Origin of the sequence: Streptomyces sp. NBC_00193, from assembly GCF_026342735.1 — a bacterium.
Classification (GTDB): domain Bacteria; phylum Actinomycetota; class Actinomycetes; order Streptomycetales; family Streptomycetaceae; genus Streptomyces; species Streptomyces stoeckheimensis.
In genome coordinates this window covers 1,866,655-1,891,536 of sequence record NZ_JAPEMM010000001.1, presented here as the reverse complement: position 1 = coordinate 1,891,536, position 24,882 = coordinate 1,866,655, and the positions used below count along the sequence as shown (strand labels likewise).

The window sequence follows — 24,882 nt, the reverse complement described above, 5'->3', positions numbered from 1 at the left end:
GGGGTGCGGCACCCCCGTGGGTGCCGGTCAATCGAGGAAACGTTCCTTCGGTCGTTTCGCGGGGAGCCCGCTCAGTGCGGAGCGATCGGCGTGCTCGGTCCGATCGCGGTCGTCGCCGGGATCAGGCGGTGGCGTGCGCGGCCCATCAGTTCTTCGCGTTCGTCCTCGGTGAGGCCGCCCCACACCCCGTAGGGCTCGCGGACGGCTAGTGCGTGCGCGGCGCATTCAGAACGCACCGGGCATCGCATGCAGACCTCTTTAGCCGAGGTCTCGCGCGCGCTCCTGGCCGCGCCCCGCTCGCCTTCCGGGTGGAAGAAGAGGGAGCTGTCGACCCCGCGGCAGGCAGCCAGCAACTGCCAGTCCCAGAGGTCGGCGTTCGGTCCGGGGAGGCGGGAGAAATCTGCCATTGGTAGTCCTCTTGGTGCCGGTACTGAGGCGGATACGGTCCATGTCTCCACACCTACTGTCGTAGTAGATGTAAATATGACTCATTGGGAATCTAGCCTCAGACATGCGCCAAACGGAAGGAAAGCCGCCAAATAGGGCATACCGTCATCTGGAGGACACGCGGCGAGTGGCTCCTGCCTTGTGTTCGCTTCCTCACGTAGAGTGCCGAAGGTGTCCGTCCGACCCGTAACTCTTTCGAGTGACCATCGTTGAGAGTGCGAAGGCGGTTGAACCAAGAAGTTCTCGGACATGTGTCCGGGAGCATCGACCGCACAGGTGACGATACGTACCAGCCTGGAGGCTCAAGGTGACGCGCATCAGCAGCTGCGGAGGGCGGTCATGACATCCGTCCTCGTCTGCGACGACTCCCCGCTTGCCCGAGAGGCGCTCCGTCGCGCGGTTGCCACCGTGCCCGGCGTCGAGCGAGTGACGACGGCTGCCAACGGCGAGGAAGTCCTCCGCCGCTGGGGTGCCGACCGCTCCGACCTGATTCTGATGGATGTCCGGATGCCCGGGCTCGGCGGTGTGGAGACGGTTCGCCGGCTGCTCTCGGCCGACCCCGGCGCCCGCATCATCATGCTGACGGTCGCCGAGGACCTGGACGGCGTGGCCCTCGCGGTCGCTGCCGGAGCCCGGGGCTATCTGCACAAGGACGCCTCGCGCGCCGAACTGCGGGCCACGGTCACCCAGGCCCTTGCCGACCCGACCTGGAGGCTGGCCCCGCGCCGGCTCCGCTCGGCCGAGATGGGCGCCGCGCCCACGCTCACCGCGCGCGAGATCCAGGTGCTGGAGGGCATGAGCCACGGCCGGTCCAATGCGGAGATCGGGCGCGAGCTCTTCCTCTCCGAGGACACGGTCAAGACGCACGCCCGCCGGCTGTTCAAGAAGCTGGGTGCGTCCGACCGGGCGCACGCCGTGGCGCTCGGGTTCCGCTGGGGCCTGGTCCGCTGACCGCGCGACCGCCGGCCCTCACCGGCCGGCGGTGCCGCGGGCGGGCCGGCCCGCCCGGTCCCCGCGGTCCCGGCCGCCCTCCGGAATCTCCCGCGGTCCGATCCGCCGCACCCTGGTGCGCACCGGGGATTGACGGTGCACAATCCGGGGGACGTGTCGCTTCGGGCGCGATGCCGCATGCTTGAGGGTGTGGCGCATCCTGGAGATGTCGCCGCGGGGACGATTCGGCCGAGCGGGAGGGGAGGGGCCAGAGCATGAGTTCCGGTGCACCCACCCCGCACAACCCGTCGACGCATAACGCTTCGACGTACAACACGGGCCGCAGTGCCGCGAATACTCCGGCGCCAAGGCACCATGGATTGATGCGCGACGACGAGGCCCCGGGGTCACCCGCGACCACAGGCGGCAGCGGCGCCTCCCGAAACAGCGGCGACAGTACTGTCAGCGCGCTCGTACGCCGTGCGGTGGAGGGCGACGAGCAGGCCACCCACGATCTGCTCGCCTTCGTGCACCCCCTCGCCATCCGCTACTGCCGCTCCCGCCTGTCGCGGCTTCCGGGTGACGCTCGTCACTTCGTGGAGGACCTGGCGCAGGAGGTCTGCGTCGCCGTCCTGATGGCCCTGCCGCGCTACCGCGACACAGGGCGCCCCTTCGAGGCCTTCGTCTTCGCCATCGCCGCGCACAAGGTCGCCGATCTCCAGCGGGCCGCCATGCGCCATCCGGGCAGTACGGCCGTGCCCTCGGACGAGATGCCGGAGCGGCCCGACGACTCCCTGGGTCCGGAGGAGCGCGCGCTGCTGAGCAGTGACGCCGCATGGGCCAAGAAGCTGCTCGCCAACCTTCCGGAGAACCAGCGCGAGCTCCTCGTCCTGCGCGTGGCCGTCGGGCTGACCGCCGAAGAGACCGGGCAGATGCTCGGAATGTCCCCCGGGGCGGTGCGCGTCGCCCAGCACCGGGCGCTGAGCCGGCTCCGTGCGCTCGCCGAGCAGTAGGCCGTACGGGGTTTTTCCCGTAGGAAGATACGAACCTTGGCATCGATCTTCGTCGTGGAATGAGAGGCGTCGGGATCCCGTTAGCATGGACATCCGCGCTGAGCAAGACCATCTTGGAAGGTGTCATGACTGTGAACGCCGACGGAGTGCCCGACAAATTCGCCACGCTCGGCCTCACTTATGACGACGTGCTGCTGCTTCCGGGGTCGTCGGACATGTCCCCGGACGCCATCGACACGTCCTCGCTCATCTCCCGCAACGTCCGCGTGAACGTCCCGCTGCTCTCCGCCGCCATGGACAAGGTCACCGAGGCCCGGATGGCCATCGCGATGGCCCGCCAGGGCGGCGTCGGCGTCCTGCACCGCAACCTCTCCATCGCCGACCAGGCCAACCAGGTCGACCTGGTCAAGCGCTCCGAGTCCGGCATGGTCACCGACCCGATCACGGTGCACCCCGACGCGACCCTGCGCGAGGCCGACGAGCTCTGCGCCAAGTTCCGCATCTCCGGCGTCCCGGTCACCGACCCGGCGGGCAAGCTGCTCGGCATCGTCACCAACCGCGACATGGCCTTCGAGTCGGACCGCAGCCGCCAGGTGCGCGAGGTCATGACCCCGATGCCGCTGGTCACGGGCAAGGTGGGCATCTCCGGCGTGGACGCCATGGAGCTGCTGCGCCGCCACAAGATCGAGAAGCTGCCGCTCGTCGACGAGGCCGGTCTGCTCAAGGGCCTCATCACGGTCAAGGACTTCGTCAAGGCCGAGAAGTACCCGAACGCCGCCAAGGACAAGGACGGCCGGCTCCTCGTCGGTGCCGCCGTCGGTGTCGCGGGCGACGCGTACGAGCGGGCCCAGGCGCTGATCGAGGCGGGCGCCGACTTCATCGTCGTCGACACCGCCCACGGCCACTCCCGCCTCGTCGGCGACATGGTCTCCAAGATCAAGTCGAACTCGACGGTCGACGTCATCGGCGGCAACATCGCCACCCGCGACGGCGCCCAGGCCCTCATCGACGCCGGCTGCGACGGCATCAAGGTCGGCGTCGGCCCCGGCTCCATCTGCACCACCCGCGTCGTCGCCGGCATCGGCGTCCCGCAGGTCACGGCGATCTACGAGGCCTCGCTCGCCGCCAAGGCGGCCGGTGTGCCGGTCATCGGCGACGGCGGCCTGCAGTACTCCGGCGACATCGCGAAGGCGCTCGTCGCCGGCGCCGACACGGTGATGCTCGGCTCGCTGCTCGCGGGCTGCGAGGAGTCCCCGGGCGAGCTGCTCTTCATCAACGGCAAGCAGTTCAAGTCGTACCGCGGCATGGGCTCGCTCGGCGCGATGCAGTCCCGCGGCGACCGCAAGTCCTTCTCCAAGGACCGCTATTTCCAGGAGGGCGTGGGCGGCGACGACAAGCTCATCCCCGAGGGCATCGAGGGCCAGGTCCCGTACCGCGGCCCGCTCTCCGCGGTCGTGCACCAGCTCGTCGGCGGTCTGCGCCAGTCGATGTTCTACGTCGGCGGCCGCACGGTGCCGGAGCTCCAGGACCGGGGCCGGTTCGTCCGGATCACCTCGGCCGGCCTCAAGGAGAGCCACCCGCACGACATCCAGATGACGGTCGAGGCGCCGAACTACAGCCGCAAGGGCTGAGCGCAGCAGCACCTGACCAGCAACTGAGCAGCACCGGAGGGGCGGGCCCGCACGGGTCCGCCCCTCCGGCGTGCCCGGTGCGTGCGTCCGTACAGCGGTCACCGGAACGCGGCGCGCCGGGGTTCGGGGATACTGGACGGGCAGACCCACAGGAAAGGCCACCACACGTGACTGAGATCGAGATCGGGCGCGGCAAGCGCGGCCGCCGGGCGTACGCGTTCGATGACATCGCCATCGTCCCCAGCCGCCGTACCCGGGACCCGAAGGAGGTCTCGATCGCCTGGCAGATCGACGCCTACCGCTTCGAGCTCCCGTTCCTGGCCGCCCCCATGGACTCGGTCGTCTCCCCGCAGACCGCCATCCGCATCGGCGAGCTCGGCGGCCTCGGCGTGCTGAACCTCGAAGGCCTGTGGACCCGGTACGAGGACCCGCAGCCGCTGCTCGACGAGATCGCGGAGCTGGACGAGGAGTCCGCCACCCGCCGACTCCAGGAGATCTACTCCGCTCCGATCCAGGCGGACCTGATCCGTCAGCGGATCAAGGAGGTGCGCGACTCCGGCGTCGTCACCGCCGCCGCGCTCTCCCCGCAGCGCACGGCCGAGTTCTCCAAGGCCGTCGTCGACGCGGGCGTGGACATCTTCGTGATCCGCGGCACCACCGTGTCGGCGGAGCACGTCTCCGGCGCCGCCGAGCCGCTGAACCTCAAGCAGTTCATCTACGAGCTCGACGTCCCGGTCATCGTGGGCGGCTGCGCCACCTACACCGCGGCCCTGCACCTGATGCGCACCGGCGCTGCCGGTGTCCTGGTCGGCTTCGGCGGCGGCGCCGCGCACACCACGCGCAACGTGCTCGGCATCCAGGTCCCGATGGCCACCGCCGTCGCCGACGTGGCCGCGGCCCGCCGCGACTACATGGACGAGTCCGGCGGCCGCTACGTGCACGTCATCGCCGACGGCGGCGTGGGCTGGTCCGGCGACATCCCCAAGGCCGTCGCCTGCGGCGCCGACGCCGTGATGATGGGCTCCCCGCTGGCCCGTGCCACCGACGCGCCCGGCAAGGGCAACCACTGGGGCATGGAGGCCGTCCACGAGGACGTGCCGCGCGGCAAGAAGGTCGACCTCGGCACGGTCGGCACCACCGAGGAGATCCTCACCGGCCCGTCGCACTCCCCGGACGGCTCGATGAACATCTTCGGCGCGCTGCGCCGCTCGATGGCCACCACCGGCTACAGCGAGCTCAAGGAGTTCCAGCGGGTCGAGGTCACCATCGCCGACTCCCAGCACAGCCGCTGACGGTTCTTCCGTACGCACGCCGGAGGGCCGGCGCCCCGCCGAGGGGCGCCGGCCCTCCGGCGTGTCCGGCTCCGGCTCAGCCCTCCTGGCGTTTGAAGGCGCGCATGTTGAGCAGGGCGCGGACCGTCGGGATCCCGCACAGGGCCGCGATCGCGCCGAAGCAGCCGACGAGCGTCCAGTCGGCCCCGCCGGGGCCGCGGGACCGGAGCTCCCCCTGGAGGACCCCGAAGGTCATCAGCGTGGTGAGCAGGGTGAGCATCACCCAGATGCCGATGTACGGGGCCAGCGCGGAGCGCTCGACCCGGTTGGCCGGCCGCGGGATCTGTCCGGGGTCGCGCGCCGGCATGCGGACCACGGCCGCCGCGGGGACCCCGGTGTCCAGCGGGGCCAGATCCGCCTCGGTGATCTTGAACAGGGTGGGTTCGACGGCGAGGGTGAAGCCGTCGGTCCCGACGAGGCTGCGCCCGCCGTCCGGGTAGATCCGCATCAGGGCGCAGTTCTCGTAGAGGACCGTGATCCGGCTGTCCGTGGAGATCAGGCTGATGCCCTCCTCGGCGACGATCAGGGACACGAGCTCCTCGCCGCGCATCGTGAACCGGCGGCCCTCGACGAGGTCGGCGGAGTCCTGCGGCGCGCAGGTGAGGCCCGCCCACTCCACCTGCCTGCCGGGCGCCTGCATCAGGGCGCCCGCCCACACCTCCTCGGCGACCCGGCGCAGGTCGTCGGTGGTGACCGCCTCGATCTCGGCCCGGAGTTCCTTCTCCGTGGGGGCGGACCGGCCCAGGAGGAGGTCCAGGGCGGACGCGGGCAGCAGCGCCGCATCCGTGTGCGGTACGTCGAACTGGGCGAGCCGGGTGGCCCGTACGGCGTCCAGGTCGCTCTGTGCGATCCGGCCGGCCCGCAGGGCCGCGAAGACGTCGACCAGACCGCCGACCACCGCGTCCTGCTTCTGCGGCAGGGCGTCGGCGAAGGCCGTCACGGTCGCCCAGGCGCCGTCGCGCAGGGTGTAGTCGGCGGCTGCCGTGTAGGAGTAGCCGCCCTTCTGGCGCAGGGCGCGGAAGAGTTCCTTGCCGAGGACGTCGACGAAGAGCGAGGCCTCGGTGGAGCGCGGTACGACGGCGCTCAGGACGACCGTGCCGTCCTCCCCGGGGAAGTACGCGGGCGTCTGCGGCAGCGCCGAGGTGGGGGCGGGAGCCGGGTGGCGGGTGCCCGGGAGGAGGTCGAGGGCCAGTCCTTCCGGGACCGTGTCGCTGGTGATCCACAGGACGGCGTTCTCGCGGGTGAACCACTTCTCGGCCCAGCCGCGCACGGCCTCCTCGGTCAGGCCGGGCAGCCCGGCCTCCGGATAGCTGGTCAGCCCGTACGACTGTGCGCCGTAGCGCCAGATGGCAGAGCTGTGACCCGCTCCGCGGCCGTGGCCGACGGCCTCGGTGCGCAGGATCTCCTTCTCGGTGGTCAGCCGGTCCATGGGGAGGTCGCGCAGGGCGGCGCAGACGCCGTTCAGGTACTCGACCACGTCCGCCGGGGTGCCGGTGACGTGGAAGTGGGTGTAGGTCGCGGCGGTGGCGCCGTTGTAGTGCAGGTCGCTCAGGCCGTGGCGGTACAGGGCGAGGTGCTCGACGAGGTGGGTGATCCCGCTGGTGGCCAGGGTCTCGTCGGCGCGGCCGACGCGGAAGAACAGGCCCGCGGTGATCGGGCCGGGGCGGTGGGCGAGGAGCGTGGGGACGCCGTCCACGGAGGTTTCGGTGATCATGACGCTCCTCGGCCCTTCGCCAGGGCGAGCTTGCGGTGCCGGTCGAACTCGGCGACGGGGTCGCTGTCGAGGTACTCCCACGGGAAGGCGCTCAGCCGGTTGCCGAGCGCGCGGAAGTGCGGGGCGGCCTCGTCCCAGCGGCCCGCCAGGCTGTGCAGGGCGGCGAAGACGCCGTGGGCCACGACGGCGTGGTGGCGCGCGGAGTCGAAGTCCGGGTGCAGCACGGAGGTGGCCGCCGCGCGGGTCAGGGCGGCGTGCCGGCCGGGGTCCTCGACGTACTCCTCGGCGTCGTCGTGTTCCGTGTGGATCAGGTGCAGCCAGTGCTCCAGCTGGACGATCCCGACGAGGGCGGCCGTGGGGGAGCCGGGCCGGGCCTTCTCGGTGCAGGCGTCGGCGAACTCCTCGGCCTTCTCCCAGCTGCCGCCCCACTTGGGACACAGCTGCTGGAGCAGTTGCTGCTGCCCGCCGAAGTGGTGGGGGTGGTGCTCGACGAGCCGGTCGTAGCGGCGGCGGGTTTCGCTCGGGCCGAGTTCGAGCCCGCGTGCGGTGTTCAACCGGAGGTACCAGGCGAGGGCGTACTCGGGGTGCTCGGCGCAGACTCCGATGAGCAGGGCCTCCGCGCGCCGCAGGTGGTCGTGGAACTCCTTGAGACGGCTGCCGGTCACGAACGCCGCGAACTCGCCCGTACGGATCTGCCATCCCATGGTCAGCAGCCGGTCGGCGTACAGGGTCCCGGCCAGCGGGTCGCGCGGCAGCCGCTCGGCGGTGAGCCGCAGGAACTCCTCGCTCCCGGGGGTCTCGGCGACCACCCGGGAGGCGAGGGTGCGGTCCTCCTCGTCGGGGACGGCGGCGAAGGCGCCGGCGAGGGAGTCCCAGTCCCCGGCCAACGTGGCCGCGCGCAGCGGCGCAAGGGCCGGGAAGGCGAGGACGGGGTCGAGGAGCGGCCGGTCGGGCGGCACGGAATTGGCAGGCACGGGCGGATCATATGATCGTTTCGTGTCGTTGCAACAGGGAATTCGAGCTGTCGATTGACGCCGTTTCGCATCGCATCGTGCCTGGTCAGGGTGGATTCAGGGGGAAAGCGGCAGGAATTGCTCCGCTGACGGGTGCGGCTACTTCCTCCCCGAGGTCCGCAGCCTCAGGCAGACGGCCCAGGGGATCAGGGATGCACCCGCGGCCAGCAGCCACTTGAACAGGAACCAGGCGTTGTCCGGTGCTATCCGGGAGTGCTCGTCGCCCATCACGATGCCGAGGAGCAGCACGGAGACGCCGATGATGATGCCCGGGAGGCCGAGCACCCACAGCAGGACGGTGAACCAGGGGGCGGCCGGGGCGGCGGGCGCCGGGGCCGGGACCGGGACCGGGGCCGGCGGGGTGGTGCGCGGGATCCGGGCCGGGGAGCGGGGCGGCATCACGACGAGCACGGAGGGCGGAACACCCGTGTCGAGGGGGGTCAGCTCGGCCGCGGTGATCCCGAAGCGGGTCGGCTCGACGGTGAGGGTGAACCCGTCGTGGCCGACCAGGTGGCGGGCGCCGTCCGGGTAGGCCTGCACCAGGGAGCACTCGGCGTAGCGGACGGTGATCAGGCCGGCCGGGCCGGCCAGGCCCACCCCCTCGGCGGCCACGGTGAGGACCGTGCCGGGATCGTCCAGGGCTGGGTAGGCCCGCCCGGAGACGGCCTCTGCGGAGCCGGTGGGCGCGGCCGCGAGCCCTGCTCCGTCCGCGCTCCCGCGGGGCGCCCGCAGCAGGGCGCCTTCCCACAGGGCGTGCGCGATCTCGTGCAGGGTCCCGGCGGTGACCGCCCCGATCTCGGCTCGCTCCTCGGCGACGGTGCGGTGGGGGCGGTCCAGCAACAGGTCCGCGGCCCGGCCCGGGAGCCGGGCCGCGGCGAGCCCGGGGGTGTCGAGCCGCGCGAGTGCGGAGGCCCGTACGGCCTCCAGGTCGGACGGGTCGACGCGGCCGGAGCGGAGCTTCGCGAGGACGTCCACGAAGGCGCCGGCCATCGCGTCCTGGTGCTCCGGGAGCCCCTCGGCGTGGGCGACGACGGTCGCGGAGACGGCGTCGCGCGGGAGGTACTGCGCGGTCGCCGCGTACGCGTACCCGGTGTCCCGGTGCAGTGCCCGCAGCAGTTCCCTGCCGAGGACCTCGGTGAACACGCTCGCGGCGGTGGAGCGCGGCAGTACGGAGGTCAGCGTGACCGAGCCGTCGTCACCCGGGAACCGGGCGGGCAGCGCGGGCAGCGCCGAGGTGGCCCCGGGCGCGGGGCACCGGTCGCCGGAAGGGAGGGTGAGGTCGAGGCCCTCGGGGACGCCGCCGCCGGTGATCCACAGGACGGCGTTCCCGCTCGTGAACCGGGTACGGGCCCAGTCGCGCACCTGCTCCGCGGTGAGGTGCGGGAGCCCGGCCTCGGCGTAACCGGTGAGGCCGTAGGAGCGGGAACCGTAGCGCCACTGGGCGGAGCGGCCGGCGTGGTCGGGAGAGCGGTCGGCGGGCGCGGTGCGCAGGATCTCCTTCAGGGTCTCCAGCCGCTCCACGGGCAGCTCGCGCAGCGCGGCGCAGACGCCGCTGAGATGGGCCGCGACTTCGGCGGGGGTGCCGGTGACCTGGAACCGGGTGAAGGTGGCGGCGGGCGCGCTGCCGTCCCCGTCGCCCGGGCCGCCCGGCCCGCCCGGGCCGAGCCGGTCCAGGGCGAGGTGCCGGACGAGGCGGGTGATGCCACTGGTGGCGAGGGTCTCGTCGGCGCGGCCGACCCGGAAGAGCAGCCCGGCGGTGACCGGGCCGGGCTGGTGGGCCAGGAGTACGGGGACTCCGTCGACGGTGCTCTCGGTGATCATGCGGCTCCTCGGCCCGTGCGGGGGCCATCGTGGGTGGTGCGACTCGCGTTCGGGGGATGGGCACGCCCGCCGGAGCGGGTCTTTCGGATCAGGCCCGGCCGCGGTCGCGGCGGCGCACCTGGGTGACGCACAGGGCGGCGGCTCCCGCGGTCACGAGGGCGGCGGCCTTGACCGGACGCCAGTCCTGATCGCCGGCGGGGACGGACCGGTCGGTCGCGTGGAACGCGAGCACGCACGTGAGGACGGCCAGGACCGCGGTGAGCACGCCCAGTGCCCAGATGGCGGCGGTGACCGGCCAGGCACGCGGGTCCTTCCAGGCCGTGGAGAGGTCGGGCTTGGCCGGTCGCGGGATCAGGGAGGGGTCCCGGGGCTCCGTCGCGACCACCGCCGACGGGGGAACGGAGCCGTCCACCACGGCCAGCTCGGACGGGCCGATCCGGAAGAGGGTCGGCTCGACGGTGAGGGAGATCCCGTCGGGGCCGATCAGGTGCCGGGCCCCGTCCGGGAAGCTGCGCATCAGGACGCACTCGGCGTACCGCACGGTGGCCCTGCTGCGCGGAGTCACCAGGCTGATGCCCTCGTCGCCCACGATCAGGGCCACCGCGTCGTTCCCCACCGCCGGATGGCGCCTTCCGGTGACGATGTCCGCCGACTCGGCGGGCGCGGCCGTCAGCCCGGCCCAGTCCACGGCCCGGTCGGGCACCTGCATCAGCGCGTCCGCCCAGACGGCGCGCGCGACGTCCCGCAGGTCCTCGACGGTGACCGCCTCGATCTCCGCCCGGGCCTGTGCGGTGGTCAGTCCGGGGCGGCCCAGCAACAGGTCCGCGGCCCGGCCGGGCAGCCGGACCGCGGCGAGGTCGGGGACGTCGAGGAGGGTCAGCGCGGAGGCCCGTACGGCATCCAGGTCGGACTGCTCGATGCGGCCGGCGCGGAGCTTCGCGAAGACGTCCACGAAGGCGCCGACCAGCGCGTCCTGCTTCTCGGGGAGCGAGTCGGCGTATGCGACGACGGTCGCGTGATCGGCGTCGCGCACGGAGTAGTCGGCCGCCGCCGTGTAGGAGTACCCGCCCTTCTGGCGCAGTTCGCGGAAGAGCTCCTTGCCCAGCACCCCGGCGAACAGGGTCGCCTCGGTGGAGCGGGGCACCACGGCGGTCAGGCAGACCCCGCCGTCGTCGCCGTGGAACCAGGCGGGCGTCGTGGGCAGGGCGGAGGTCGCCTCGGGCGCGGGGCGCCACTCGCCGGTGGGGAGGTCGAGGTCGAGGCCTTCGGGGACGGTGTCGCCCGTGATCCACAGGACGGCGTTCTCCCGCGTGAACCAGGTCCGTGCCCAGTCGCGCACATCGTGCTCGGTGATCTTCTGGAGGCCGAACTCGGGGTGGGCGGCGAGCCCGTAGGAGCGCGGCCCGTACCTCCATACGGCCGCGGCGTGGGCCGGCCCGGCGGATCTTCCGGCCGCCTCGGTGCGCAGGATCTCCTTCTCGGTGGCCAGCCGCTCCACGGGGAGGTCGCGCAGGGCGGCGCAGACGCCGTTCAGGTACGCGGTGATGTCCGCGGGGGTGCCGGTGACGTGGAAGTGGGTGTGGGCGGCGGCGGTGGTGCCGTTGTAGTGCAGGTCGCTCAGGCCGTGGTGGTGCAGGGCGAGGTGCTCGACGAGGTGGGTGATGCCGCTCGTGGCGAGGGTCTCGTCGGCGCTGCCGACACGGAAGAGCAGCCCGGCGGAGAGGGGGCCGGGACGCGGGGCCAGGAGGGTGCGGATGCCGTTCACCGTGGTGGTGACGGTGCCGTCTGCGTCTGCGTCCGTGGTGGTGGCGGGCTCGGGCTCGGGGCGCGTTTCGGTGGTCATCGTGTGGCCCTTCAGCCCGTTGCCAGGGCGTTCTTGCGGTGGCGGACGAACTCGACCGTGTGGTCCCCGGTGCCCAGGTAGTCCCAGGGGAAGCGGCTCGCCCGGTCGCCGAGGACACGGAAGTGCGGGGCCGCGTCGGCGGGTCGGGCGGCCGCGCTGTGGGCGGCGGCGAAGGCGTTGTGGGCGTCGGTGTGGGCGTACGCCTCGGCCCGGGCGTCGGGGTGGAGCACCGAGTGCCGGGCGGCCGCCAGCAGGTGCGCACGGTTCTCGGGGGTGGCCAGGTACTTCTCCGCACGCCGTGTGTCGCTGCCGTCGAGCGACTCCGCGTACTGCTCCAGCTGGGCGATGGCCACCAGGGCGCCGCCCGGGCCGCCGGGGGGAGCCGTCCGCGCGCACTCCCCGGCGAAGGCGTGCGCGGTCTCCCAGCTCCCGCCCCATTTGGGGCAGAGCTGCTGGAGGAGCTGCTGCTGGCCGGCGTAGTGGTGCGGGTGGTGCTCGGCGAGCCGCTCGTACCGGCGCCGGGTCTCGCCGGGTCCCAGTTGGAGGCCGCGGGAGGTGATGGTGCGCAGGTACCAGGCCAGGGCGTACCGGGGGTGCTCGGCGCAGACGTCGATGAGGAGCAGCTCGGCGCGTCGCAGGTAACCGTGGAACTGCTGGAACCGCGCCGCCGGAACGTCGTGGGCGCGGGCGCTGGAACGGACGGCCCAGCCGAGCCGGATCATCCGCTCGGCGAGCAGGCTCCGCACGAGCGGATCCCCGGGGTCGTCGGCCATGGCCCCGTTGAGGAACGGCTCGGCGTTGTGCTGCTCGCCGACGACACGACTGGCGATGGCGCGGTCGTCCTCGTCCCCGAGTGCGTCGAAGGCCGCGGCGACGGCGCCCCAGTCCTGGCGGTGGACGTGGGCGCGCAGGTCGGCGAGGGCGGGGATGCGGTCGGCGGGTTCGTACAGGGGCCGGCTGAGCGGGAGGTGAGCGGGCACGCGCGGATCATATGACCGGTGATCGCGCGGGCGACAGGGATTTCGGCCGGGGCTCTCGATCATGGGATCGGGTGCTCGGCGGGGTCCGGCGGGGGCGCGGCAAGCGGAATCGGCTCGTTGCGGGCGCGCTGCCGGGCGCGCTGCCCGGGTGGTGCGGTGTGTGCGGGATCCGTGGCGCGGCCTGCCGGCAGGCCGGCCCGTGGTCCGGGCGCGGCTGCCGGGGTTGTGCGTGGCGGACCGGCTCAGCCGTTGAGCTTCCTGGCGATACTGAAGGCGGTGACGCCGCTGACGCCGATGAAGACGTAGTCCATGACGTCGGCGCCCTGCTGCAGGGCGTCGTTGATGCCGCTGACGCCCATGGTGTCGATCACGTCGCCCAGGCTGGTGTTGGCCACCTTGCTGACGTAGAGCGCGACGAAGAACAGCTGCCCCAGGTAGACGGCACCCAGTGAGAACAGGGCCGCGACCACGGGCAGGACCGGGTTGCGACCGCCGACCTTGGCGGCGGCGAAGCCGACGAGCAGGCCGACACCGATCGCGGCGTAGCTGAACTGCCGCTCCAGGCCGTTCATGATGGCGCCGTACGCTGCGGCAGCGGCCAGCGCTGCGACGAACGCGGCGACGACGCCGAGGCCCACGTTGCCGGGGCGGACCGGGGCCGGGGCCAGGAAGTCGGCTCCGGACGGGCCGGAGGCCGGGGTCAGGAAGTCGGCTCCGGACGGGCCCGGGGCCGGGGCGGCGGCGGGTGTGGCGTCGGGCGCGGGCGGCTGGAACTGCTGGCTCATGGAGAAATCCCCCCCCAGGGATTTACGGGCACACGGGACCCGCACGGTTGACGTGGGGGTGTATGCGCGAGATAAGTCGCCGCAGGCTAGCAGCAGCCTGTGACATCCGTGGAGGGGTTTCGGGCGGGCGGGCCTTGGGCGCGGGGTGCGGCCTAGAGGCGGTGCGCGGCGCCCGCCGGGCTGGCGCCGCGGGTGTCCAGGAGCAACTGGGCCTTCACCGCCAGGCCTTGCAGGTCGTAGGTGCGGTGGTGCTGGAGCAGGATCGTCAGATCGGCGTTGGCGGCGGCCTCGTACAACGATTCGGCTCGGGGGACGGGCTGGTCCCTGACGCGCCATCCGGCGATGTACGGGTCGTGGTAGCTGATCAGCGCACCGAGGTCGAGGAGCCGGCTGGCGATCTCGCGCGCCGGGGAGCCCTCCTGGTCGGCGAGGTCCGGCTTGTACGTGACGCCCAGGAGCAGGACGCGGGCGCCGCGGGCGGACTTGCCGTGCTCGTTGAGCAGGGTGGCGCTGCGCTGGATGACGTACTGCGGCATCCGGTCGTTGATCTCCTGCGCCAGGCCGACCATGCGCAACGGGTGGCCCGGGGTGCGGGTGGTGTGGGGGAGGTAGTTGGGGTCGAGGGGGACTCCGTGGCCGCCGACTCCGGGGCCGGGGCGGAAGGCCTGGAACCCGTACGGCTTGGTCTCGGCGCACCGGATGACGTCCCACAGGTCCACGCCGAGGTCGTGGCAGAGCACGGCCATCTCGTTCATGAGGGCGATGTTGACGTGCCGGTAGTTGGTTTCCAGGAGCTGGACCGTTTCGGCCTCGCGCAGGCCGCGGGCGCGGACCACCTTCTCGGTGAGGCGGGCGTAGAAGGCGTGCGCGGACTCGGTGCAGGCGGGGGTGAGGCCGCCGATGACCTTGGGGGTGTTGGAGATGCCGTGCGTGCGGTTGCCGGGGTCGAGGCGGCTGGGGGAGTAGGCCAGGTGGAAGTCCCGGCCGGCGCGCAGGCGGGAGCCCGATTCGAGGATCGGGCGCAGGTAGTCCTCGGTGACGCCGGGGTGGGCCGCCGATTCGAGGATGACGGTGGTGTGCGGGCGCAGCCGGGCGGCGAGCGTGCGGCCCGCCTCGCCGACCGCGGACAGGTCGAGCGCGCGGTCGGCGCCGAGCTGGGTGGGGGCGCAGATGACGGCCGTGCGGACCCGGCCGAGTTCGACGGGGTTGGTGGTGACCCGGAAGCCGGCCGCCGACATGCGGCGGATCTCTGCGGCGGTGAGGGTGGAGTCCGTAGCCGGACCGCTGTCGTAGCCGACCGTCTCGATCCCGGCGGCCACGGCTGCCTGGGCGAGCGGGAGGCCGAGATGGCCGAGTCCGATGACGGCGAGATCTGCGGGCATGGGGGTGCCGTCCCTTCCCTTCCCTGACATGCATGAGGGGGCGGAGCGCGCAAGTCCTGTGGAGGAGGAAAGCTGGCGCAATGTCAGACTAGGCGTATATATGACAGATATGTCGTATTCAGAGGTCTTGTCCGCCGCCGTGTTATCCACAGCCGGTGGCTGATGTGGGTGCGGCCGGTGAGAATCATGAACGGGCGATGTGAGCGGGATCACCCACAACGGGTGGGATGACCGCACAGGGCGGACGGGGCGACCCGCGTCAACGGGAGGCAGGCAGCCGTGAGGACTGGGACAGGGGCAGGGGCAGGGGCGGAGTCGGGCGCAGCGGCAGGTACGGGGGCGGGTCCGGGGACGGGTATGGGCATGGGTGCGGGCATGGGCGGAGGCGGTGGGCGGGCCTCGCTGGGGCCCGTGCAGCGGGCCGAGGCGCTCGCCGGGATGGCCGAGGGGGAGCTGGACGTGCTGGTGGTCGGGGCCGGTGTGGTGGGCGCCGGTACCGCCCTCGACGCCGTGACCAGGGGCCTGGCGACCGGGCTGGTGGAGGCGAGGGACTGGGCTTCGGGCACGTCGAGCCGTTCCAGCAAGCTCATCCACGGAGGGCTCAGATACCTGGAGATGCTCGACTTCGCCCTCGTGCGGGAGGCGCTCAAGGAGCGCGGCCTGCTGCTGGGGCGGCTCGCCCCGCACCTGGTGAAGCCGGTGCCGTTCCTCTACCCGTTGCAGCACAAGGGGTGGGAGCGGTTCTATGCCGGCTCGGGCGTCGCGCTGTACGACGCCATGTCGCTCTCCAGCGGCCACGGACGCGGGCTGCCGACGCACCGCCACCTCTCGCGCAAGCGCGCCCTGCGGATCGCACCGGCGCTGCGCAAGGACGCGCTGGTGGGCGCCCTGCAGTACTACGACGCCCAGATGGACGATGCGCGGTACGTGGCGACCCTCGTCCGGACGGCCGCCGCTTACGGAGCGCAGTGCGCCAACCGGGCGAGGGTCGTCGGCTTCCTGCGGGAGGGCGAGCGGGTGGTCGGCGCGCGGGTCCAGGACGTGGAGGGCGGCGGCGAGTACGAGATCCGGGCGAAGCAGATCGTGAACGCCACGGGGGTGTGGACGGACGACACCCAGGCGCTGATCGGAGAGCGCGGCCAGTTCCACGTACGGGCCTCGAAGGGCATCCACCTCGTCGTTCCCAAGGACCGGATCCACTCCTCGACCGGGCTGATCCTGCGGACCGAGAAGTCGGTGCTCTTCGTCATCCCGTGGGGCCGGCACTGGATCGTGGGCACCACGGACACCGACTGGGACCTGGACAAGGCGCACCCGGCGGCGTCTAGCGCGGACATCGACTACCTGCTGGAGCACGTGAACACGGTGCTGGCCGTCCCGCTCACCCGGGACGACGTCCAGGGGGTCTACGCCGGCCTGCGGCCGCTGCTGGCCGGGGAGTCGGACGCGACGAGCAAGCTGTCGCGCGAGCACACGGTGGCGCACCCGGTGCCGGGGCTGGTGGTGGTCGCCGGCGGCAAGTACACGACGTACCGGGTGATGGCCAAGGACGCGGTGGACGAGGCGGTGCACGGCCTCGACCAGCGGGTCGCGCCGTGCGTGACGGAGGACGTGCCGCTGGTCGGGGCCGAGGGGTACCGGGCCCTGTGGAACGGCCGGGCACGGATCGCCGCGCGGACGGGGCTCCATGTGGTGCGGGTGGAGCACCTCTTGAACCGGTACGGCTCGCTGACGGAGGAACTGCTGGCGCTGATCGCGGAAGACCCCTCGCTCGGGGAGCCGCTGACGGGCGCCGACGACTACCTCCGCGCCGAGGTGGTCTACGCGGCCTCGCACGAGGGGGCGCGGCACCTGGACGACGTGCTGACCCGGCGGACGCGGATCTCGATCGAGACCTTCGACCGGGGGACGCGATCGGCGCGCGAGTGTGCGGAGTTGATGGCTCCGGTCCTGGGCTGGGACGAGCAGCAGATCGAGAAGGAAGTGGAACACTACGAGAAGAGGGTGCAGGCGGAACGGGAGTCGCAGCGTCAGCCGGACGATCAGACGGCGGATGCGGCGAGGCTGGGGGCGCCGGACATCGTCCCGTTGTAACTCCGTCACTTCGCGGGCGGAACCGCGGACCCGGGGCTCCCGTCCGTTGCGGAGTAAGGGACAATGAGGGTTCTGCCGGGGCGGGTTACCGGGCACCCCGGCCGCTGCCAGGGCAACCGGAGCAGGCGGCACGAACGCAGAGGGGACGCATGTCGAAGCCGGAGCACACCGAGTCGCCGGAGCCGTCTGTCGGGACGGGATCGCCGGTGCCTCCGGCTGCACCCCCGACGGAGCCGAAGTCTCCCGCGGAGCCGCCTGCGGCGGGAGCCGCGAAGCGCGCTGCCGCGGCGAAGCCGGGCGCTAAGCCGGCCGCGAAGCCCGCCACCACGGGGGCCGCGAAGACCGCTGCGGCCGCTGTGCCCCCGGCCGCCCCCGAGGCCGCCGGGGCGGCCGAACCGGAGGACGCGAAGCCCGGCGCTGCCGCGGCGGAGCCGGAGCCGCGGAAGCCGGAGTCGCCGAAGTCCGAGCCGCGCAAGCCGGAGCTGCGGAAGCCGGCTGCGCCGAAGGCTGCCCGCGGGGCCGATCCCGAGGACGCGAAGCCTGTAGGCGCGAAGGCCGAGCCCGAGGACGCGAAGCCTGCGGGTGTGGGTGTCGAGCCCGAGGATGCGAAGCCGGCCGCGGCCGTGGGCGCGAAGCCTGCCGTTTTGGGTGGCGAGCCCGAGGACGCGAAGCCCGTCCTGGGGAAGGGCGGGTCCGAGGGCGGGAAGCCGGACGAGGGTGTGGACGCGAAGTCCGTTCGGGGGAAGGCCGCGGCCGAGGGTGTGAAGGCTGCCGAGGTAGCGGACGCCAAGCCCGTCGCGGTGAGCAAGGCCGACGAGGTGGCCGCCGCCGTCAAGGCCGCCGCCGCCAAGGCGGGAGAGGGCGCCCACGACGAGGGCCGGCTGCTCGCGGGCCGGTACCGGCTCGGGGACGTCCTCGGCAAGGGCGGCATGGGCACCGTCTGGCGCGCCGAGGACGAGACCCTCGGCCGCACCGTCGCCGTCAAGGAACTCCGCTTCGGCAGCGGAGTCGACGAGGACGAGAAGCGCCGCCTGATCACCCGCACCCTGCGCGAGGCGAAGGCCATCGCCCGGATCCGCAGCGGTGGCGCGGTGACCGTCTACGACGTCGTCGACGAAGACGGCCGGCCGTGGATCGTCATGGAGCTCATCGAGGGCCCCTCGCTCGCGGAGTTCATCCGCGAGAGCGGCCCGCTGACCCCCCGCCGGGCCGCGGAAGTCGGCCTCGCCGTCCTCGACGTGCTCCGTGCCGCCCACCGCCAGGGCATCCTGCACCGGGACGTGAAGCCCTCCAACGTGCTCCTCGCCGACCGGGGCAACGGCCGCGTGGTCCTCACCGACTTCGGCATCGCCCAGGTCGAGGGCGACCCCTCCGTCACCTCCACCGGCATGCTCGTCGGCGCGCCCTCGTACATCTCGCCCGAGCGGGCCCGCGGCCAGCGCCCCGGCCCGCCGGCGGACATGTGGTCGCTCGGCGGCCTGCTGTACGCCGCCGTCGAGGGGGTTCCCCCGTACGACAAGGGGTCGGCCCTCGCGACGCTCACCGCGGTGATGACCGAGCCCGTCGAACCGCCCAAGAACGCCGGTCCGCTGACCGAGGTCATCTACGGACTCCTCGTCAAGGACCCCGCCCACCGGCTCGACGACGACCGGGCGCGGGCGCTGCTCACCGCCGTGATCGACGCACCCGAGCCGCCGGCCCCCGTAGCCGTCCCGGACGCCGAGGAGACCCGGCAGATATCGCTCACCGAGGCCCGGGAGGCCGCCGAGAAGGCGGCGGCCGACAAGGCGGCCAAGGTCGCGGAGAAGGCGGAGAAGAAGGAACGCGAGCGCCGTGAGCGCGAGCAGCGCGAGCGCGCCCGCGCGGCGCTGAAGTCGGCCCGCAAGGCGGCGGCCGCCAGCGCCGCCGTGGCCGCCGCCACGGCCGCGACCGCGGCCGAGTCCCCGTCGCCGCGCCCGGCGCCCGTCGCCGCCCCGCTCACCGACGTCGTGCCGCGCCGCACCATCGCGCTCGCCATAGCCGGCGTGGTCATGGCGCTCGCCGTCATCGGCTCGATCGTCGCGTACGCCTTCAGCGGCGACGACGAGAAGGACGGTGCCCCGAAGGACGGCAAGGGCGGCAGCAAGGCCAGCGCCGCATCGAGCCCCGCGGCCGGTTCCTCGACCCCGCCCCCGGCTTCGCCCTCGCCCTCCCCCTCGCCGAAGACCGGCGAGGTGCCCGGCGGAGGGGCCGCGTCGCCGGACCCGGGCCAGTCGGGCCAGTTGCCCGGCTCGGGCACCAACCCCGGCCAGGGCCAGGGCGCCACGCCCGGCGGCGCCCTGCCCGGGCTCCCGCCCGGGTACGGCCAGGTCAACGACCCCGGTTTCCACTTCGCGATGGGCCTGCCCGAGGGCTTCAAGCAGACCGCCGTGGTAGGCAACAACGGCGGCGTCATATACAGCCGCGACGGCGGTTTCCCGCGCGTGCAGATCGACTTCAACAGCTCGCCGAGGGAAGACGCCCGCGCCGCCTGGGCGGAACTGGCGCCGAGCGTGGCGAGCAGCAGCAGCAACTACAAGCTGCTGCGCCTCGAGAAGGTCGAGTACCGCGGGTACCCGACCGTCGCGGACTGGGAGTTCGAGCGGGACCAGAAGGGTTCGCGGGTCCGGGTGCTCGACCGCGGGTTCAGGATGGACGCGAAGCACGGCTACGCCATCATGATCACCTGCCTCGCCGACCAGTGGGACGCGGCGGAGTGCACGCAGCTGCGTACCACGGCGTTCGACACCTTCCAGCCGCTGGGCTGACGCGGGTTCCGCGCGAGCCGGGGTCAGCCTCGCCAGGGCCGGGACGCGGGCGCCCTGGGCGTCGTATCGTGTCAGCGGGGCCTGAGGGACGGGTCCGCAGCTCTCGGGGGAGGCGATGTGGAGGACTACGCGGGCCGGATCCTGGCCGAGCGCTACCGTCTGCCGTTGCCGCCGTCCGACGCCTACGAACTGATCGAGACCCGGGCCTTCGACACGCGCAGCGGTCAGGAAGTCCTCGTACGGCAGGTGCCGTTGCCGGAGGTCGTCGACGCGGAGCTGCTGGACGGCACGCGGGGAGGCCCGCCCGCCGCCGGGGGCCGGCGGCTCCCGCACGGTGAACTGCCCGCCGTGCGCAGGGCGATCGAGGCCGCCCAGGCGGCGGCGTCCGTACCGGACCATCCGCGGCTGGACCAGGTCTTCGACGTGTTCGCGGAGGGCGGGTCGCTCTGGATAGTGAGCGAACTCGTCCCGGCCAGGCCGCTGGCGGCGCTGATCGCCGACGAACCGCTGAGCCCGTACCGGGCGGCGGAGGTGGCGGCGGACGTGCTGACCGCTCTGCGGGTGCTGCACGCGCACGGGTGGACGCACCGGAACATCACCATGCGGACGGTACTGATCTGCGAGGACGGGCGGGTCGTCCTGACGGGGCTGGCGGCGGGAGCCGCGGAGGACGCCCTGTGCGGGTACGACCCGGTTCCCCCGCGGGACGGTACGGACCGCTCCGCGGTTCCCTGGCCGGGTGGTGAGGCGGGTGATGGCCCGGGGTTCGTGGCGGGTCGGCCCGAGCCGCGCGGCGGGTACGCGGACGGGTACGGCCGTGACGCTTCGGCCGGGCCGGCGGCGGGCGCGGGGTACGGAGGCGGCTCCCCGGGCGGGCCCGGGGCGGGCGCGGGGCACGGCGGGTCCTGGGGCGGGCCGGCGGTGGATACCAGGTACGGGCAGCAGGCCGGTCAGGGGGCCGGGCCCGGCGCGGGGCCGGTCGGCGGGCAGCAGGGCGGAGAGCCCGGAGGCCGGTACGACGACCTGCACGACGGCCGGCACGGGGGCGGGTCCGCGGAGCGGTCCGGGCGAGACGGCGGGGCCGGCGCGGGTCAGGCCGTCCAGGAGGGCGGGAACACGGCGCAGTACGCGCCGCTCGTGGCCCCGGGGTACGACACCGGGCCGCGCTACCGGGACCACATAAGCCCCGGGACCGCGAACGGTCCCGATGCATCCGGTACTCCCGGTGCCCCTGCCCTTCCTGGTACTCCCGGTACCCCTGGTGCGGCCGGTGCCCCTGCTGCTTCCCGTACTCCTGGTGCGCCCGCTGCCTCCGGCGCCGCCGGGACCCCGGGCGGTGCCGGGGAGCGGCCCGATCTGAAGGCCGCTGCGCGGGCCGGGGCCATCGCGGCGTACCGGGCCGGGGCCCAGGCCGCCGCGCGCATCACCGAGCAGCGCAGGGCCGGTTCGGAGCCGGCGCCGGAGCCGGCAGCGGAGCCGAGGCCCGAGGGGTCGAAGCTGCCGCAGGGGTACTCGTACCCGTACGGCGGCCCGGACAGCGGCGCGACCTGGCACGGCGCCACTCCGCGCCGCCAGGCCCTGCCCCCGGCCGAAGCGGAGCCGCCGTCCCGTACCGCGCTGCCGGCGCAACTGGCCCTTCCCCAGGGCTACCAGCAGGCGGACACCCCCGGCGGCCGGGCCGACGGCGACGGCAGGATCCCCGGGCAGCCTTCGCCGGGACCGGGCCACCCGGAGCAGGATCAGGCGGGCTTCGGCCGGCCGGCCGCGCGGGACGGCGCCGGATACGACGGGCAGCCCCAGCTCGGACCGGGCCGCCCGGACCCGGCAGGCACCGGGCAGGCCGGACCGCAGAGCGCCGCCGGATACGTGGCGGCGCCCGGGGCCGGCGGTTACGGCCAGGCCGTCGCGCAGGGCGATCCGCAGGGTGCCGCTCGGTACCCGGCAGCCGCCGGGGCCGGGGGGCGCGGGGCGGCGGGTGCCGGTGGCGCCGCCGGGTGGGGGAGCGGGCCGCGGAGCGGGCTCGATGCGGAGCGGGCCCGGCAGACGCGGATGGCCGTGGTCGGGGCCGTCACCGAGCGGTGGGCTCCCGAGCAGGCGCAGGCCGTGCACGGGCCGTGGCAGTTGGCCGCGCCGGTCGGGCCGGCCACCGACCTGTGGGGGCTCGGCGCGCTCCTGTACCGCGCCGTACAGGGGCATGCCCCGTACCCCGAGGACAGTGTCGCCGAGCTCGTGGAGATGGTCTGCGCCGAGCCCCCCGCCTTCGCCGAGGAGTGCGGCCCGCTGCGCCCGGTCGTGGAGTCCCTGCTGCGCCAGGACCCGACCGAGCGCCCCGACTTCGAGGAGCTCCGCGGCTGGCTGCGCTCCCTCGTGCGGTCCGCTCCGGAGCCCGACGGCGGCTTCGCGATGCTGCCGCCGGTGGTGGAGGATCCGACCAGGCTGCCCGTCGTACGGCGGCGGGCCGACCTGCACGGCCGGCACCGCAGCGCCGAACACCCCCGCAAGCCGCGCTCGCTGGGGCGTTCCCTGTTACTCGGGATCCTCGTCCTGCTCTCGGGAGCCGTGGCCTACGCCCTGTTCTTCATGCCCCGCTCCGCCGACCCGCAGGGCGGGCAGAAGGCCGCCGGCATGAAGCCGCCCGCCGCGTCCCCGTCGCAGAGCCCGGGCCAGAGCCCCAAGCCGAGTCCGAAGCCGAGCGGGTCCGGCCAGGCTCCGAGCCCCTCCGCGAACCCGCCCGAGTCCAAGCCCGCTCCGCAGACCAATGCCCCCGCTCCGTCCGGGTACACGGCCCAGCAGGACGCCGAGCACTTCTCGATCAACGTTCCGAACGGCTGGGAGCGCCGCGGAATGAACGAGTCCGGTCAGGTCCGCTACACGGAGGGGGACTTCGTGCTGACCGTCGTCCCCGGCCGGGAGAAGGTCGAGGGCAACCCCGACCCGGCCACCTACCAGAAGGACAAGGAGCCCGAGCTGGCTCCGTACCGCTCCTCCACCTGGTCGAGCGTCAGCGACATCAAGTCCACCAAGGTCGGCAACCAGCTCCGCGTCACCGGCCGGTACACCTGGATCGACGGCAACGGCCGGTCCGTGGTGGCCCGCAACTTCGTCGTCGCGCTCGGAGGTTCCTACCACGTGGTCATGGTCACCGGACCGCAGGATCAGGAGGGCAAGGTCACCGAAACCTTCGAGCAGGCGACGGCCAGCTACAAGAGCGGCGGCTGACGCGGTATCAGTACGGCGATTGCGTCACAGTGCGGCCCAACCGCGGCCGAGTGGTTCCGCCGTCGCCCGGGATCTCCGTAGTCTGACCGGAAGTGCACAGAGCGGCGGCGGGGATTCGTGGAACAGCAGACAGGTGCGGGTGCGGTGCTCGCGGGCCGGTACCGGCTCGTGGAGCCCATCGGCAGGGGCGGCATGGGCAAGGTGTGGCGCGCGCACGATGAGCTGCTGCACAGGACGGTCGCCGTCAAGGAACTGACGGCGGGCCTGTACGTCGCCCAGGCCGATCGGGACGTCCTGCACGCCCGGACGCAGAAGGAGGCCCGGGCCGCGGCCCGGATCCAGCATCCGGCGGTCGTCACGGTCCACGACGTACTGGAACACGACGACCGGCCCTGGATCGTCATGGAGTACATCGACGGTCCCTCCCTCGCGGACGCGGCGAAGACGGCCGGCCGGATCGAACCCCGCGAGGCGGCCCGGATCGGGCTGCACGTGCTCGGTGCGCTGCGCGCCGCGCACGCGGTCGGCGTCCTGCACCGGGACGTGAAACCGGGCAACGTGATGCTCGCCAAGGACGGGCGGGTGATGCTCGCCGACTTCGGCATCGCCGCGATCGAGGGCGACTCCTCCATCACGCGCACCGGGGAGCTGATCGGCTCCATCGACTACCTGGCCCCCGAACGGGTCACCGGCGGGTCCCCCGACCCGGCCTCCGACCTGTGGTCGCTCGGCGCGACGCTGTACACGGCCGTCGAGGCCCGCTCGCCCTTCCGCCGCACCTCGCCCATCTCCAGCCTCCAGGCCGTGGTGAACGAGGAGCCGCCCGCCCCGACCCACGCGGGCGCGCTGGCCCCGGTCATCACGGCGCTGCTGCGCAAGGACCCGGCGAAGCGGCCGTCGGCCGACGAGGCCGAGCAGATGTTCCTGCAGGCGATGGAGGGCCGGGAGCCGAAGGCGGCGCAGGCGTACGTCCCCACGCGCGCGATGGGCTCCGAGGAGCTGGGCGCCGCCCGGAACGAGCCGGCGGACACGACCGAGCCGGCCGGTGAAACGGAGCAGGGCCAGGGCCAGGGGCCGGAGCAGGGCCGGGCCCCGGAGCCGGGGCCGGAGCCGACGCTCGCCGCCCGGTCCGAGGCCGGGCCGGGCGGGCCGGGCCGCGGGGACACCGGGGCCCCCGGCCGGATCAGGCGTGCTGCGGTCGTCGCCGTGGTGGCGGCGCTGCTCGGCGGCGGCGGGGTGTTCGGGATCCTGAAGTACACCAGCGACTCGGCCACGGACGGCGGGATCCCGGGCCGGACGGCCGGTTCGCCGGACGTGTCGGCCGGTGCCGGGGATGCCAAGGGGAAGTCGGTGAAGGCTCCGCCGGCGGGCTGGAGCAAGGTGGTCGACAAGGAGGGCTTCACCCTCTTCGTCCCGGACGGCTGGAAGCGCCGGGAGGACGGGTCACAGATCGACTACACCGGGGACGGCGGCAAGCACTTCATCCGGATCGCGATGGACCCCAAGCCGACCTTCAAGGATCCGTACGCGCACCTGCTGGACCTGGAGAAGCAGGTCCAGAAGCGCTCCGACTACAGGCAACTGACCCTTCACCCGAACACCTTCCGGGGGCAGGTCAAGGCCGCCCTGTGGGAGTTCGTCTGGACGGAGAAGAGCGGGGCGTTCACCGGGCCCCGGAAGGCCATCGAGCAGATGTACTACGCACCGGACGGCACCGAGTACGCGGTGTACATGTCGGGTCCGGTCTCGGACTGGGACACGACCCGGGATCAGTTCGACGTGGTGCTCAGCGGCTGGGAGCCGGCCCCGCCCCGCTGAGAGCGCGGCCCGCTGGGACCCCGCCCCGCCACCTCCTGCCCCGCCCCGCCCCGCCGGGGCGGCCGAAGGCGTTCC

16 protein-coding genes are annotated in these 24,882 nt (G+C 73.3%); 8 read left to right on the top strand and 8 right to left on the bottom strand.

Going from position 1 to position 24,882, the window contains the following annotated elements; genetic code table 11:
- Positions 1-71: 71 nt before the first annotated feature.
- Positions 72-407, bottom strand: coding sequence for a WhiB family transcriptional regulator (locus tag OG898_RS07895; protein WP_250744119.1), 336 nt, complete (start codon positions 405-407; stop codon positions 72-74).
- Between the two features lie 379 nt (positions 408-786).
- Here OG898_RS07895 and OG898_RS07890 point away from each other — a divergent pair, with 379 nt between their 5' ends.
- The 4 genes from OG898_RS07890 (at position 787) to OG898_RS07875 (ending at position 5,313) form a co-directional block, all read left to right on the top strand.
- Positions 787-1,398 carry a response regulator transcription factor gene (locus OG898_RS07890; RefSeq protein ID WP_003948568.1) on the top strand — a complete coding sequence of 204 codons (612 nt, stop codon included), beginning with the start codon at positions 787-789 and terminating at the stop codon, positions 1,396-1,398.
- Positions 1,399-1,760: 362 nt separating this feature from the next.
- Positions 1,761-2,390 carry a sigma-70 family RNA polymerase sigma factor gene (locus tag OG898_RS07885; RefSeq protein ID WP_243333434.1) on the top strand — a complete coding sequence of 210 codons (630 nt, stop codon included), beginning with the start codon at positions 1,761-1,763 and terminating at the stop codon, positions 2,388-2,390.
- A 125-nt stretch (positions 2,391-2,515) separates the two neighbouring features.
- Positions 2,516-4,021 carry an IMP dehydrogenase gene (gene guaB / locus OG898_RS07880; protein WP_250744118.1) on the top strand — a complete coding sequence of 502 codons (1,506 nt, stop codon included), beginning with the start codon at positions 2,516-2,518 and terminating at the stop codon, positions 4,019-4,021.
- Positions 4,022-4,188: 167 nt separating this feature from the next.
- Complete coding sequence (locus OG898_RS07875) at positions 4,189-5,313, top strand: GuaB3 family IMP dehydrogenase-related protein (RefSeq protein WP_243333436.1); 1,125 nt, start codon at positions 4,189-4,191, stop codon at positions 5,311-5,313.
- 76 nt (positions 5,314-5,389) lie between these two features.
- Here the strand turns inward: OG898_RS07875 and OG898_RS07870 are convergent, their stop codons facing one another.
- The 7 genes from OG898_RS07870 to OG898_RS07840 all read right to left on the bottom strand — a co-directional run bounded on the left by OG898_RS07870 (position 5,390) and on the right by OG898_RS07840 (position 14,890).
- On the bottom strand, positions 5,390-7,066 hold the full coding sequence (locus tag OG898_RS07870; RefSeq protein WP_266955850.1) for a pitrilysin family protein: 1,677 nt from the start codon (positions 7,064-7,066) through the stop codon (positions 5,390-5,392).
- Positions 7,063-8,040 carry a hypothetical protein gene (locus OG898_RS07865; protein WP_266955849.1) on the bottom strand — a complete coding sequence of 326 codons (978 nt, stop codon included), beginning with the start codon at positions 8,038-8,040 and terminating at the stop codon, positions 7,063-7,065. The genes OG898_RS07870 and OG898_RS07865 overlap by 4 nt, the downstream gene beginning before the upstream one ends.
- 138 nt (positions 8,041-8,178) lie before the next feature.
- Complete coding sequence (locus OG898_RS07860; RefSeq protein WP_266955848.1) at positions 8,179-9,900, bottom strand: insulinase family protein; 1,722 nt, start codon at positions 9,898-9,900, stop codon at positions 8,179-8,181.
- 88 nt (positions 9,901-9,988) lie between these two features.
- Positions 9,989-11,743, bottom strand: a complete 1,755-nt coding sequence (locus OG898_RS07855; protein ID WP_266955847.1) for a pitrilysin family protein — start codon at positions 11,741-11,743, stop codon at positions 9,989-9,991.
- Positions 11,744-11,754: 11 nt separating this feature from the next.
- Complete coding sequence (locus tag OG898_RS07850) at positions 11,755-12,723, bottom strand: hypothetical protein (RefSeq protein WP_266955846.1); 969 nt, start codon at positions 12,721-12,723, stop codon at positions 11,755-11,757.
- A gap of 242 nt (positions 12,724-12,965) precedes the next feature.
- Complete coding sequence (locus OG898_RS07845; protein ID WP_266955845.1) at positions 12,966-13,508, bottom strand: hypothetical protein; 543 nt, start codon at positions 13,506-13,508, stop codon at positions 12,966-12,968.
- A 152-nt stretch (positions 13,509-13,660) separates the two neighbouring features.
- Positions 13,661-14,890, bottom strand: a complete 1,230-nt coding sequence (locus OG898_RS07840; RefSeq protein ID WP_250744114.1) for a nucleotide sugar dehydrogenase — start codon at positions 14,888-14,890, stop codon at positions 13,661-13,663.
- Between the two features lie 363 nt (positions 14,891-15,253).
- Between OG898_RS07840 and OG898_RS07835 the strand changes: the two genes are divergently transcribed.
- From OG898_RS07835 to OG898_RS07820, 4 genes are all read left to right on the top strand, one after another.
- Positions 15,254-16,984: a glycerol-3-phosphate dehydrogenase/oxidase gene (locus OG898_RS07835; RefSeq protein WP_266955844.1), complete on the top strand. Its 1,731-nt coding sequence runs from the start codon at positions 15,254-15,256 to the stop codon at positions 16,982-16,984.
- A gap of 149 nt (positions 16,985-17,133) precedes the next feature.
- Positions 17,134-19,770, top strand: coding sequence for a serine/threonine protein kinase (locus tag OG898_RS07830; protein WP_266955842.1), 2,637 nt, complete (start codon positions 17,134-17,136; stop codon positions 19,768-19,770).
- Positions 19,771-19,887: 117 nt separating this feature from the next.
- Entirely contained in the window at positions 19,888-22,989 is a 3,102-nt protein-coding gene (locus OG898_RS07825) for a protein kinase (RefSeq protein WP_266955840.1), read from the top strand.
- A gap of 117 nt (positions 22,990-23,106) precedes the next feature.
- Complete coding sequence (locus OG898_RS07820) at positions 23,107-24,807, top strand: serine/threonine-protein kinase (protein WP_266955838.1); 1,701 nt, start codon at positions 23,107-23,109, stop codon at positions 24,805-24,807.
- Positions 24,808-24,882: the final 75 nt, after the last annotated feature.